At 65.3% G+C, this 13220-nt stretch carries 11 protein-coding genes; 5 read left to right on the plus strand and 6 right to left on the minus strand.

Going from position 1 to position 13220, the window contains the following annotated elements; translation table 11 throughout:
- Positions 1-3: 3 nt before the first annotated feature.
- Both LDH66_RS03005 and LDH66_RS03010 read right to left on the minus strand, forming a co-directional pair.
- Complete coding sequence (locus LDH66_RS03005) at positions 4-1551, minus strand: TrkH family potassium uptake protein (RefSeq protein ID WP_226479594.1); 1548 nt, start codon at positions 1549-1551, stop codon at positions 4-6.
- Between the two features lie 138 nt (positions 1552-1689).
- The gene (locus tag LDH66_RS03010; protein WP_226479595.1) at positions 1690-3114 is read right to left on the minus strand and encodes an FAD-binding oxidoreductase; all 1425 of its coding nucleotides are present in this window, start codon (positions 3112-3114) and stop codon (positions 1690-1692) included.
- Positions 3115-4183: 1069 nt separating this feature from the next.
- Between LDH66_RS03010 and LDH66_RS03015 the strand changes: the two genes are divergently transcribed.
- The 3 genes from LDH66_RS03015 (at position 4184) to LDH66_RS03025 (ending at position 6154) form a co-directional block, all read left to right on the plus strand.
- Positions 4184-4492: a DUF8152 family protein gene (locus LDH66_RS03015; protein ID WP_226479596.1), complete on the plus strand. Its 309-nt coding sequence runs from the start codon at positions 4184-4186 to the stop codon at positions 4490-4492.
- A gap of 121 nt (positions 4493-4613) precedes the next feature.
- Positions 4614-5621, plus strand: a complete 1008-nt coding sequence (locus LDH66_RS03020) for a TIGR04024 family LLM class F420-dependent oxidoreductase (RefSeq protein ID WP_226480936.1) — start codon at positions 4614-4616, stop codon at positions 5619-5621.
- A 143-nt stretch (positions 5622-5764) separates the two neighbouring features.
- Entirely contained in the window at positions 5765-6154 is a 390-nt protein-coding gene (locus LDH66_RS03025; RefSeq protein ID WP_226479597.1) for a DUF7344 domain-containing protein, read from the plus strand.
- A gap of 68 nt (positions 6155-6222) precedes the next feature.
- Here LDH66_RS03025 and LDH66_RS03030 read toward each other — a convergent pair whose 3' ends face one another.
- A complete protein-coding gene (locus LDH66_RS03030; RefSeq protein WP_226479598.1) occupies positions 6223-7188 on the minus strand; it encodes an NADPH:quinone reductase in 966 nt (321 codons plus the stop codon).
- 160 nt (positions 7189-7348) lie between these two features.
- Between LDH66_RS03030 and LDH66_RS03035 the strand changes: the two genes are divergently transcribed.
- Positions 7349-7915 carry a type 1 glutamine amidotransferase domain-containing protein gene (locus tag LDH66_RS03035; RefSeq protein ID WP_226479599.1) on the plus strand — a complete coding sequence of 189 codons (567 nt, stop codon included), beginning with the start codon at positions 7349-7351 and terminating at the stop codon, positions 7913-7915.
- 587 nt (positions 7916-8502) lie between these two features.
- Here LDH66_RS03035 and LDH66_RS03040 read toward each other — a convergent pair.
- A complete protein-coding gene (locus tag LDH66_RS03040) occupies positions 8503-9624 on the minus strand; it encodes a pyridoxal phosphate-dependent aminotransferase (RefSeq protein ID WP_226479600.1) in 1122 nt (373 codons plus the stop codon).
- Positions 9625-9774: 150 nt separating this feature from the next.
- On the opposite strand from LDH66_RS03040, the gene LDH66_RS03045 reads away from it, so the two are divergent.
- Positions 9775-10440, plus strand: coding sequence for a DUF6517 family protein (locus tag LDH66_RS03045; RefSeq protein ID WP_226479601.1), 666 nt, complete (start codon positions 9775-9777; stop codon positions 10438-10440).
- A gap of 124 nt (positions 10441-10564) precedes the next feature.
- Here the strand turns inward: LDH66_RS03045 and LDH66_RS03050 are convergent, their stop codons facing one another.
- On the minus strand, positions 10565-11431 hold the full coding sequence (locus LDH66_RS03050; protein ID WP_226479602.1) for a 2-oxoacid:ferredoxin oxidoreductase subunit beta: 867 nt from the start codon (positions 11429-11431) through the stop codon (positions 10565-10567).
- Positions 11431-13185 (minus strand): 2-oxoacid:acceptor oxidoreductase subunit alpha, encoded by a 1755-nt coding sequence (locus tag LDH66_RS03055; protein WP_226479603.1) that lies wholly within the window; start codon positions 13183-13185, stop codon positions 11431-11433. The genes LDH66_RS03050 and LDH66_RS03055 overlap by 1 nt, the downstream gene beginning before the upstream one ends.
- Positions 13186-13220 lie beyond the last annotated feature (35 nt).

Genomic DNA, 13220 nt, shown 5'->3' on the forward strand with positions numbered 1-13220 from the left:
TCGTCAGGAGCGCCAGTACGCCGGCGTCAGGATGACGAGCACGGAGAGGATCTCCAGTCGACCGATCCACATGAGGAAGATCATGTACAGCTTCGCGGCGTTCGAGAAGGGGAGATAGCTGTTCATCGGGCCGACGACGCCGACGCCCGGACCGACGTTCCCGAGCGTCGCGATCGTGGCGCTGATCGCCTCGAGTCCCGACAGCGAGAGGTCGGCCGTTCGGTGGGCGTCGAGAAAGAGCAGGACGGTCGAGACGACGAACAGCGCCAGAAAGAGGAGAATAAAGACGAAGATGCCGTGGATCGCCTCCTCGTCGATGATGTCGCCCGTGTCTCCCATCCGAACCGGTCGGATCGCCTGCGGGTGGACGGTCGTGAACAGCTCTCGCTGAATGGACTTCCCGACGACGTACCACCGGATGATCTTGATCGAACCCGCGGCCGAGCCCGCCGAGCCGCCCAGGAACATCGCGAACAGGAGGATCACCTGCGTCGACTCGCTCCACGTGTTGAAGTCCATGCTGGCGTAGCCGGTCGTCGTGACGATCGCGAGCGTCTGGAAGAGCCCGTGGCGCAGCGAGCGCTCGAGGCTTCCCGGAATCGCGCCGACGTTTTCGGGGACGGTCGCGAGGCCTACGCCGAGGAACAGCAGTAGCGAGAGGAGTCCGCCGATGACGCTTATCGACAGGAGATACGATCGGAACTCGGCGTTGCTCGTCAGGCGGTCGGGGCGACCACGCCAGACGTACCAGTAGAGCGCGAAGTTCGTTCCGGCGACGATCATGAAGGGCATGACCGCCCACTGGACGATCGGCTCGAAGGCCTCGATGCTGCGCCCTTCCGGCGAGAACCCGCCGGTCGGCAGCGTCGTGAGCGCGTGGGCGACGGCGTTGTAAAACGTCATGTTCGGGGCCAGCCCGACGAGATGCAGCCCGTAGTAGACGACTACGGCGGCGAGCGTGAACCAGACGTAGATCAGCCAGAGCGCTCTCGCGGTCTGTCTGATCCGCGGCGTCAACTTCTCGACCTGGATCCCCGGCGCTTCCTCCCGGATGAGCTGTGTCCCACCGACGGAGAGCTCAGAGAGGATCGCGACCATCAGCACGAGAATTCCCATCCCGCCGAGCCACTGGGTGAGCTGTCGCCACAGCATGATCGACCGCGAGTGGGTCTCGACCGAGATCTCGCCCATGACCGTCGCTCCGGTCGTCGTGAACCCGCTCATGCTCTCGAAGAGCGCGTTGACGGGATGTGCGAGCGTTCCCGTTCCCGCGACGAGGTACGGAATCGTCCCGACGATCGGAAGGACGAGCCACGTCAGCGCCACCAGCAGGAACGCCTCGCGGTGCTCGAGCGAGGGCTCGGGCTCGAGGCGCTCGAGGCCGATCCCGACAGCAACGGCGACGGCGAGCGCGACGAGGAACGGGAGCGGGCTCTCCCGATAGTAGAGCGCGACTACGGTCGGAACGAGCAGCGTCAGGGAGAGATACTTCAGGACCGTTCCGAGGAGGCTACAACTGGACCGGACGTCGACGTGAATCCTACCTATCATACGTATTGGAGTTCGTACCGAACCGCGGACGAATCGGGTTCCGACTCCACGCGACTATCTACCCAGATTGGTAGCACCGCAATAAAAACTGTGTTGTCGCCGTCCCGAAACGGGCAGTCTCGATCGATTTGCGGGCTTTCAGCGCTCCGGGTCGCGGACTCGTTCACCGTCGGCCGTCTCGGGAAAGATCTTCCCCGGATTGAGCGTATCGGTCGGGTCCAGCGCTCGCTTGATCGTCCGCATGACGTCGACCGCGCCGGCCCCGTGCTCCGGCTCGAGGTACTTCTGTTTCCCCTCACCGATGCCGTGCTCTCCCGTCGCGGTCCCGCCCAGTTCGATCGCGAGTTCGACGATCTCCCGGTACAGCTCCTCGCCGCGCTCGACCTGCTCGGGGTCGTCGGGATCGGCGAGCACGCTGTAGTGGAGGTTCCCGTCGCCCGCGTGGCCGAAACAGGGGACGAGGAGGTCGGCCTCGTCGGCGAGGCGCTTCGTCTCGCGGACGACCTCGGGGTAGGAACTGATCGGGACTGTCACGTCGCCGGGATGGAGCGGCTCGAGGTCGGGATCGTACGTCGAGACGGCGTAGGCCATCTCCCGGCGGGCCTGCCAGAGGTCGGCCATCTCCGCGTCGTCGTCGCTCATCTCGAAGCGGACGACGTCGTGGTCCGCGAAGATCGCCCGACAGAGGTCGATCTCCTCCTCGATGCCGTGGTTCGCGTGGAACTCGAGGAAGACCATCGGTGCGTCGGGCAGGTCGCTCCCGAGATACTCGTTGGCCATCGTCGCGCTCAGTCCGTCGACGAGTTCGATTCTGGCGACGCCGACGTCGGTCCGGACCGCGTCGAAGACGGCCTCCGCCGCGTCGTCGAGCGTCTCGAAGATGGCTCGCCCGCCGCGGATCTGTTCGGGTCGGCCCGCGAGTTCGAGCGTCGCCTCGGTGACGACGGCGAGCGTTCCCTCGCTCCCGACGAGGAGCTCGGTCAGATTGTAGCCGCTCGAGGTCTTGATCGCCCGCGACCCGGTCCGGACGACGGTCCCGTCCGCGAGGACGGCCTCGAGGCCGAGCACCCAGTCGGCGATCTCGCCGTACCGGACCGTCTGCATGCCGCTGGCGTCGGTCGCGATCATCCCGCCGATCGTCGAGATGTCGCCGGAGGAGGGCAGCGGCGGGAAGAAGAGGCCGTCGTCGGCGACGTACTCGTCCACGTCGGAGCCGATGATCCCCGGTCCGATGTCGATCTGGAAGTCCTCGGGCCGGTAGTCGACGACGGCGTCCATCCGCGTGAGGTCGAGACTGATCCCGCCGTGGGCCGGAACGGCGTTGCCCTCGAGGCCCGTCCCCGCGGCGTAGGGCGTCACCGGGACGCCGCGATCGGTTGCGGCGGCCAGTACCGCCGAGACGTCGGCCGTGCACTCCGGCCAGACGACGGCGTCCGGCAGCACGCCGTCGTCGCTTCGCTCCGCCCCGTAGTCGGTCGCGTGCGATTCCCGTCGCCCGTCCGCGGAGGAGACCTGATCGTCCGCAAGGTCGAGGGCCTCGAGGAACGAGCAGTCGTGTGTCATACGATCACATTATCGACGACCAGTATCAACGTTTTCCACTGGTTCGCGCGACGAGCGGATCCTCAGTGAACAGAGGGTGGTGCCCTCGTCAGCGTCCCGGAAAGACCTGGGACAGTCACTGGCGAGATCGGCCGTCGGCTCATGCAGTGAGGGACCTGGTTCCGTCAGTCAGACATCGTAGTGCGCGATCTCAGTTGCGCCACAACGGGGACACTTTTCAGTGTCCGTGACGATCTTCTCCCCGCAATTTCGGCACTCGTGCAAGCTCACACTATCGCTGCCCACTCGCTTCCGAATTGCGTTGAGTACCCCCATTCTTCCCGAGATAGCACAGCCACGTGTATTAACCCTGCTACCGGCAGTCCCCCCGGATTAAAGACCCTTCCCGTAGCGAGCGCGAAAATCAACCGTCTCGAGTGACTAACGTGAATGGACAAGCGGACGGACAAGTGGCAGCGCGAAACCGTCGTTCCGCGAGCAGTCGAGCGGATACGTCGTCCCCGTGAGTACACTCGGCCGAGAAGCGCATCACGATTCCACGCCGCCGGATACGGGATGCGTTGGCTCGAGTCCGCCTCGAGTTCACTGACCCATTCACAGCGCTCGTGAGCGGTTGGTACCCGGCAACAGAGCGTGCCTCGAGGGTGAACTGTAGCCGGTGAGACAACCGAACATGACCGATAGTAGCCACTGAAAGTCATTGCACATCTGATCGCACGACAGCATTGCGATCAGTACGTAAATCGTTTCAGTGGCTACTATAGTGGTCGCGGTTGCTGTCTCGATCGATGTCGGTCGAATAGGTCCGTCGCCCAGTTCAGCCATGCTCATCAGACTCCGTTGGAATCGACAGTGAGTGACGGGTCTGAATCCCTAGCAGGAAGTACAGGTGTCGGAGTTACGATGTGGTCGAGTCAGAAGGAGCGAACCCGACGAGAAAAAGGTACTTCTGTAGAACTACGTCACGCTCGTTCGATGACGGTATTCACGGACGACTCGTCGCAGAATCGTTCGGACGCCTCCGACAGTAGTGGAAACCATCTCCGTGCTGGCGCCCGAACGCCGTCCCATGACTGATCGATCGACCCCACCACCGTCGGACGACCCCGAGTCGCTCGAGGCCCGAACGCGAGCGCTCGCCCGTCGTCTCGAGGCGACCGCCGAACTCCCGATCGACCCGACGACGAACCGCTGGCTCGGCGAGGCAGAGGCGGTGGCCCGCGACGCCGCGGCGAGCGATCTCGAGGCCGAGATCGTCCGCGAACGCGTCGAAAAGGTCCGTCAGTTGCTCGCCGAAGCCGACGACCCCGCTCACGACGAGGCGCGCGAGCATCTCGAGGCGGCCAGAGGGCTGTGTGCGGACATCCTCGAGGCGTGAATAGGGTCGGTCGGTTCGCGGGACTGGACGGAAACGCTACAGATTTATGTGATTGCGTAACGCGGTGCACGGTGATGTCATCGCGACGCACGACTCGAGCGCCGACGCGGAGGGGAGCACTGTGAACGCCGAACTGGATCTACTGGTGCGACTCGGCGACTACGAGCGACCGCAGGGAGTCGCCGAGCGCGCCGTCCAGGCTGAAGAGTTGGGATTCGACCGGATCACGGTCGGCGAGACGACCGGCTGGAACATCGTCCCGCCGCTGACACTGGCCGCCGACCGGACCGAGGACCTGGGCATCTCCAACGACGTCATCTCGCCGTACGGGCGGACACCGGCGATGCTCGCACAGACGGCGCTCACGATGCAGGCCGCCGCCGACGGCCGGTTTCGGTTCGGGATCGGCCCGAGTTCGCCGGCGATCACCGAGCGCTGGCACGGCCAGGAGTTCGACCGGCCGCTCCGCCGCACCCGCGAAGTGATCGAGATCATGCGCGGGGTCTACGAGGACGGGAACCCGGCCTACGACGGCGAGATCTTCGACATCCCCGGCCTGGACTACGAGCGCGGCCCGAGCGAGAACCCCCCGCCGATCGACGTCGGCACTCTCGGTCCCAAGGCCACCGAGATGGCCGGCCGCTTCGGCGACGGCTGGGCTCCCCAGCTGTTCACGAGAGACGGTTTGCGGGACCGACTCGAGGACTTGGAACGCGGCGCCGAACTCGGCGGCAAGGAACTCTCGGACCTGCGGGTGGCCCCGATCGTCCGCGGGATCGCCGCGGAGGACCGCGAGGCGGCGCGCGAGAAGGCCCGCGGGACGATCGCCTTCCTGCTCGGGGCCTACGGGCCCTACTACGGGAACTCGGTCGCCGAACAGGGCTATCCCGACGTCGTCGACGAAATCCGCGCCGCCTGGGAGGAACGGGATACCGACGCGATGGCTCGAGCCCTCCCCGAGGACGTCCTCGACGAATTGGCTCCCGCGGGCACGCCCGACGAAGTCCGCGAGTGGGTCGCGGAGTACGCCGAGATCGAGGGCGTCGATGCCGTTCGGGTAGGCTTCGTCAACGGGATGACTGAAGCGGACAAGCGGACGACGATGGAAGCGGTCGCCGACCTGTCCTGACTGAGTCGCTCTCCGTCCCCGCGATCGCCGCGATATCGCGCGATTCCGGGGACCGATGCGACGAGCCCTCGTCGTGACACTGGCGGTGGTGTTTCGATCGGACTCACACGTCGCATATATATGGTTCAGCGCCTATCGATGGTATGATCCCACTACTGAGTTCGCCCGAGAGCCTCACCGCGTTCGGCGAGACGCAAGCCGACGCCGTCGATACGGCGATGGAGCTGTTGGCGGATCAGCGCAGACGCTCGCTGTTGAACTATCTCGAGGAGACCGACGGGACGGCCACGCTCACGGAGGTAGCGGTGGAGATCGCCGATCAAGAAGCGGGTGCGGAGCCGAACGCGATTTCGGATCACGACGTCTCTCCGAGAGACCGCCGGGCCGTCCGCATCTCGCTGCACCACACCCACATCCCGAAGTTAGCCAACGCGGACGTCGTCGACTACGACACCGAGACGGAGACGATCACGCTCACCGATCGCGGGCGAACGCTGATCGACCGGCAGGACGCGGTCCAGGAACCGGCCTGACCGCTGTTATCGGGCGCTGTTTTTCGGGATTTTCACACGACAGGCTCGCGTAGCGCCCGCGCTGGTCGTTACGGTTCGATGACGAGTTTTCCGAGGAAGCTATCGTTCATGACGGCCCGCTGTGCGTCGGCCGCCTCCTCGAGGTCGTAGCGCCGCGCCACGTCGATCGAGAGCCCGCCGGTGTCCATGAGGTGGGCGACCCCGCGCAGCGGCACGCGAAGATCCGGCGTGTTGAACATGCTCATGAACTGGTAGGAGACGTCCTTCGAGCGGGCCGCGCCGTCGTTCGAAAAGCCCGGATCGGGACTGTTCTCGCCGATGCCGACGACGCAAGCACCCGTCGCGGCGACGTCCGCGTCGAACTGCAGGTAGTCGTCCAGCCGGTGGTCGAGGATCGCATCGACGCCGCCGTCCGAGGCATCGAGGACGGCGTCGGCCAGATCGTCGCGGCCATAATCGAGCACCGTCTCGGCCCCGTAGTCGGCGAGCGCGTCGTGGTACTCCTCGGCGGCGGTGGTGATCACCCGCGCGCTGACGGCGGCCGCGATCTGGACGGCCGCGTGGCCGACGCCGCCGGAGCCGCCGTGGACCAGACAGTATTCTGCGGGCCCCAGATCGGCGTGGTCGACCAGCGCGCGCCAGGCGGTGACAGCGGCGACGCCGGCGGCACCCGCCTCGGTCACGTCCGCGCCGTCGGGGAGGGCGACGACGCGGTCGGTCGGGATCGTCGCGTACTCGGCGTAGGCCCCCTGCGAAGAGCCGTTACCGATACCGGTGCCGTAGACGCGATCGCCCTCCTCGAATCCCTCGACGGCGTCCCCCGCCTCGGCGACGGTGCCCGAGACGTCGACGCCGGGCGTGAACGGCACGTCGACCGGGGTGTACGACCCGTCTCGGAAGTAGGTATCGACGGGGTTGACGCCCGCCGCGGCCACGTCGACCAGCAGTTCGTCTTCGGCGGGCTCCGGTCGATCGATCTCGTCGACCTGCAGTACGTCCGCATCGCCGTGCTCGTGAAGGCGTACAGCTCGCATATCGTTCGAGACCACGGAGCGAGACCGTAAAATGGTACACGTGACGGCAGACAAGACGCCGACCTCGGTTCGAGCCGGCCGCGCTGCCCGCAGCGCTGCCGATCCGCCTGTTGCACCAGCAAGTGCAACCCTTGTCCGCACGACGGCCCTCGCTCTCGGTATGAGCGACTCCGACAGCCAGCGGCTCGCGGACGCGACCGTCGGCGTCTTCCTCGCACCCGAAGGCACCGAAGAAGTCGAGTTCACCGACCCGAAGGAGACCGTCGCCGACGCCGGTGCGACCGTCGACGTGCTCGGCAGCGAGACCGGCGAGGCCCAGACCGTGAACAACGATCTCGAGGAGAGCGAGAGCTACGAGGTCGAGAAGACGTTCGACGAGGTGTCGGCGGACGAGTACGACGCGCTGATCGTCCCCGGCGGAACCGTGGGTGCGGACACGCTCCGCACCGACGAGGACGGCGTCGAGCTGCTGCGAAAACACGTCGAAGACGGCAAGCCCGCGGGCGTGATCTGTCACGGTCCGTGGACGCTGGTCGAAGCCGACGTCGTCGACGGGAGGACGCTGACCTCCTACCACAGCCTGCAGACGGACGTCCGCAACGCCGGCGGCGAGTGGGTCGACGAGGAGGTCGTCGTCGACGACGGACTGGTGACGAGCCGGAATCCGGACGACCTCGAGGCCTTTTGCGAGACGATCCTCGACGAATTCGCGTCAGCACAGAGCTGACACTCCCGAACTATTCTCCGCCGGTTTGCATCGGACGAGCGGGCGCTGCGAACGCGCGGACGTTCAGTGCGGTGTGTTCCGTATCACGTCGAACCGGCCGGCCAGTCGCCTGCGGTGGCGCGCGCTGTGCTGCGGTGAGTCAGTAACGAACCGCAGCTCGAAGCCGTGCGAGGGATGTGGACCGCAGCGACCTGTGGGAGCGAGGGCCGCAATCGGTTGGGGAGGGCGAGGCGATTCCATGCCGCCAGGGTGAGCAGGACGCTCCGCGTCGTTTTCGGCCCTTCTCCATCGATCGATCAGTTCACACGGAGATGATGGAGTAGATTCCGCGGACAATGCATGAGAATCGCTGTCCCGATACCCTGGCAACAGGGAATCGCCACGCCCTCCCCAGCCGATTCGATCGCTCCTGTCGTCGCTCACTCATCCCTCGCACGGCATCAACAGCCGCCCTCGCTACCGCTCGGTCGGCTGACAGCGCGCGCCACCGCATGGCAGAGGATCGACCGGAGGAATACGTAGCCAACCGGCACGTGTAGCGACGTTCCGCTGAACGTCTAATAACGGAACAAACCTATTACCTCTCGCTACCGAACGGCCTTCGTCGCGTCGTCCATAATCTCGAGCGCCTCCTTCAACTCCTCGGTGCCAGTCGCGTACGAGAGCCGCGCGTAGCCCTCGCCGTTCGCGCCGAAGGCGTCGCCGGGGACGACGACGACGCCCCGCTCGAGCACTTCGTCACACCAGCCCTCGGGCACCTTCGGCATCGCGTAGAAGGCCCCCTCTGGGGTGGGCACCTCGAGGCCGGCGTCCGTGAGCCCGTCGAGGACGAGATCGCGCCGCTGTTCGAAGGTGTCGACCATCTCTTGGACCGGCTCCTGGGGGCCGGTCAGGGCGGCCTCAGCGGCGTACTGGGCGGGCGCGGAGGCGCAGGCTTGACCGTACTGGTGGACCCGTAGCATCCGCTCGATGCGGCGGTTCGAGGCGACGACCCAGCCGAGCCGCCAGCCGGTCATCGAGTAGGTCTTCGAGCAGGCGCTGACGACGACCACGTTGTCCGTCTCGGCGAATTTCAGCGGCGAGTGGTGCTCGCCCTCGAAGACGATGTGCTCGTAGACCTCGTCGGAGATGCAGAGCACGTCGTGCTCGTCGGCGATGCGGGCGAACTCGCGCATGTCGGCCTCGCTCTGGACGGCCCCCGTCGGGTTCGCGGGGCTGTTGACGACGAACGCAGCCGTCTCGTCGGTGATCGCGTCCTCGACCGTCGCGGGATCGAGCGTCAGGTCCTCCCGGAGCCCGACGGGGTTCGGCGTCCCGTCGGCGATGTGAGTCAGCGCGTCGTAGGAAACGAAGCCGGGATCGGGGAAGATGACCTCCTCGCCGGGGTTGACGTGGGCCTCGAGCGCGAGGTGCAGGGCCTCGCTGCCGCCGGAAGTCGCGATCACGTCCGCGGGGTCGATTTCGAGACCGTAGTCGCGGTCGTATTTGGCCGAAATCGCCTCTCTGAGCTGTGGCGTGCCCTTGTTCGAGGTGTAGGCGTCGGCCCGCCCGGCCTCGATAGCCTCGATCGCCCCGCGGCGTGCGTGGGCCGGCGTCGGGAAGTCCGGCTGTCCGAGTCCGAGGTTGATCGCGTCCTCGCCTGCGGCCTCGAACACTTCGCGGATGCCGCTGATCGACACCTGCTCGACTCGATCTGCGAATTCGGTCATGGCTAAAGGGGTGCGGGCGACCCCGATAACTCTTGATGTGTTCGCCGGTTTCGATTCGAGCGACTGAACTATCACTGATACCGGACGTTCTTGTCTACGATTCTGAAGAATGCACAAGGAATATGCCGCTCTTCTCGAATCAGGGGGATAATGACTCACTCTCGACGATCGCTGCTCGCCGCGGGCGCGACCGGGACGCTCGCGCTGACCGCCGGCTGTCTCGGCTTCGCCCTCGGGAACGAGCCGCTCGAGTTCGATTCCGACCGCGTCGCCCCGGCCGACGAGACGGTCGCGGAGACCGGCTACGAGGAGCGGACGGTCGAAGAGCGGACGATGGAACGGACCGAGGAGATCGGCGGCGTCGAACGCGACTTCGAGGCGTCGATCTGGCTCTCGAACTATTCGAAGTCGGTCGACTACATGGGACAGACGCGGGAGGGAAGCGCCTTCGCCGCCGTCTCGGTTCCAGGAATGGAAGTCGCCGGACAGTCCGTCAACCCGCTCGACGAGATGTCGAACGAGGAACTCCTCACGGAGTTCCTCGGCCGGGCCGATAGCGACCGCGGGGATATCGAAAACATTCAGCAGGGAGAGTCGTTCACCCTCGAGATCCTCGGCGAGAGCCGGGACGTCGACACCTTCGTCGGAGAGTCCGAACTCGAGGGCGAACCGATCGACGTCGAGATCAAGCTCACGTCGTTCGACCACGAGGACGACCTGCTCGTCCTGTTCGGCGTCCTCTCGAAGCGATTCGCTGCCGAGTCAGCGAACGTCGAGCTACTGATGGAGTCCGCAGAACACCCGATCGATACCTGATCCCGGTCCGCTCGCTGGACGACCGGCAATGAGGCACATGTTTCGTTCGTCTCGCTCGTCTCGCAGCCGCGGCTGGCGCGTCGTTTTCGGCGGAAACGGGAGAAAACCGACCGGCGAAACGCCGTTAGTAGAACTCGCGGACGAGGTCCATCGCGTCTTCCGGTGCGCCATCCGGAATCTCGGACATGTCCTCGGTGACGCCGTGCTGTTCGTGGTACGGCACGGAGTTTTCGTTCTGGTACATCACGCCCTGATACTCCTTGTCACTGTCCAGAATGACTTCCTTGGCGGCCTCGTAGTCGTTCGGATCGTGGTCCTCGTCTTCCTGCAGGTCGACGAGGTTGTCACGGAAGTAGTCGTAGGTGTCGACGTCGTTGAACGTGACACACGGGCTGAATATGTTGACGAACCCGAAGCCGTCGTGTTCGATCGCCTCTTGGACAATCTCGGCGTGACGCATCGCATCCGAGCTAAAGGACTGCGCGATGAAGCTCGCACCGGACGCCAGCGCGAGGGCGAGCGGGTTGACCGGCGGCTGTTTGGGGCCTTCGGGAGTCGTCGAGGTCTCGAAGTCCGACCGCGAGGTCGGCGAGGCCTGGCCCTTGGTCAGGCCGTAGATGCGGTTGTCCATGACACAGTAGGTCATGTCGACGTTCCGGCGGACGGCGTGGACGAAGTGACCGGCACCGATCGAGTAACCGTCACCGTCCCCGCCGGCGACCATGACCTCGATGTCGGGCCGAGCCATCTTGACGCCGGTCCCGACCGGGAGCGCACGGCCGTGAACCCCGTGCAGGGCGTAGCTGTGCATGTAGGTCCCGATCTTCCCGGAACAACCGATTCCCGCCACCACGAAGGTGTTGTCGGGATCGTTGCCGGTGTTCGCGAGGGCTTTCATCATGCCGTTCATCGTCCCGAAGTCGCCGCATCCGGGACACCACGTCGGCTGCTTGTCGGATTTGAAGTCGGTGAATCGTACGTCGGAGCTCATTATGCTGGTACCTCCTCGGTGAGTTTCTCGGTGATATCGTCTGCGAGTTCGTCGGCCTTGAATCGAACGCCCGTATACTTGTTAATGCGCTTGACGCGGGTAAGCACGTCGTGTTCGATCACGTCGGCGAACTGCCCGGTCGCGTTGTTCTCGACGACGATCGTCTGGTCGGCGGCCTCGATCTCCTCGGTCAGGTCCGGCCGCGGGAAGATGTAGGGCACCGAGATGACGCGGACGTCGATGCCGTCCGCCTCGAGGTAGTCGAGCGCTTCGACGAGCGCGCCCTCGTTCGACCCCCACGAGATGACGAGGTTGTCGGCGTCGGAATCGCCGAACTCCCGGTAGTCCCAGTCCTCCTCGTTTCGTGCGGTCTCGACCTTCCGATATCGCTTGTCGACCTGATGGACGCGCTCGTCCTCTTCCTCCGTCCGCCGGCCGAGTTCGTCGTGCTCGAGGCCGGTGGACATGTGGGCGGCGTCGGTCGTGCCGGGGATGGCACGCGGGCTGACGCCGTCCTCGGTGACGGCGTGGGCGCGGAAGTGACCCTGTGCGTCGAGCCACTCGTCGACCTCGTCCTCGTCGACGAGCTTGCCGCGATCGATCTCGACCTCGTCCATGTCGAAGGCCTCCGGCGGGAACGTCTGTTCGGTGACCGACATCGCCAGATCGGAGACCAGGAAGACCGGCGTCTGGTACTTCTCGGCGAGGTTGAACGCCTCGACCGTCTTCCAGAAACACTCGGTGATCGACGTGGGGGCGACGACGAACCGCGGGACTTCGCCGTGGCCGCCGTAGAGCGCCATATTGAGGTCGCCCTGTTCCTGTTTCGTCGGCATCCCCGTGGAGGGACCGGATCGCTGAACGTCGGCGATGACCAGCGGCGTCTCGCTGGTCGCGACCAGACCGAAGGTTTCGGTCATGAGGTCGATCCCGGCACCCGACGTGGCGGTCATCGATCGGGCACCGGCGCGCGCGGCCCCGAGCGACATGTTGATCGCCGACAACTCGTCTTCCGCTTGGACGACGTGGCCGCCGTAGTCCTCGATCCGTTCCGTCAGATACTCCATGATCGACGTCGCGGGCGTGATCGGATACCCGGCGTAGAACCGACAGCCGGCCGCGAGTGCGCCCATCCCGACCGCCTCGTTGCCATTGAGGAGGACGTAATCGTTGTCGGTCGTGTCGATGTTGTAGCCGAGGTGGTCCAGATCGTAGTTCTCCTGGACGTACTCCTGTCCTGCCCGGGCGGCCTCTTTGTTGTTCTCGACGATCTTCGAGCCCTTGCCGCCGAAGCGCTTCTCGAGGGCTTCGTCGAGGTACTCGACGTCGAAGCCGGTGATCTCACACGCGGCACCGAGCGCGACGATGTTGCGCATGATCGCGCCGCCGGCCTCCTCGGCCAGCGACTTCAGCGGGACGTCGACCGCCGTCATCTCGTCGGGAATTTCGGCCTCCCACGAGCGCTCGCCGTCGTAGATGATGGCACTGCCCTCGTGGAGTTCGTCGAGGTTCTCGTCGATGGTTCGCTGGGTGAGCGCGACCAGAATGTCGAGTCGGTCGACGACGCTCTGGACCTTGTCGACGGAGGTCCGAATCTTGTAGGCCGTGTACCCGCCGCGGATACGCGACGCGAAGTCTTTCGAGGTGAATACGTGCCGTCCCGCTCGGGCGAGTGCCTGAGCGAAGATCTTACCCGTGGAGTCGATGCCGTCCCCGGCCTCGCCTCCGACCGCCCAGTTGAGGTCCTCAGCCATGTTATGCTGAGCCTTGCCCCCCATAAATGAAAAGG

The organism is Natrinema amylolyticum (genome assembly GCF_020515625.1).
GTDB lineage: Archaea > Halobacteriota > Halobacteria > Halobacteriales > Natrialbaceae > Natrinema > Natrinema amylolyticum.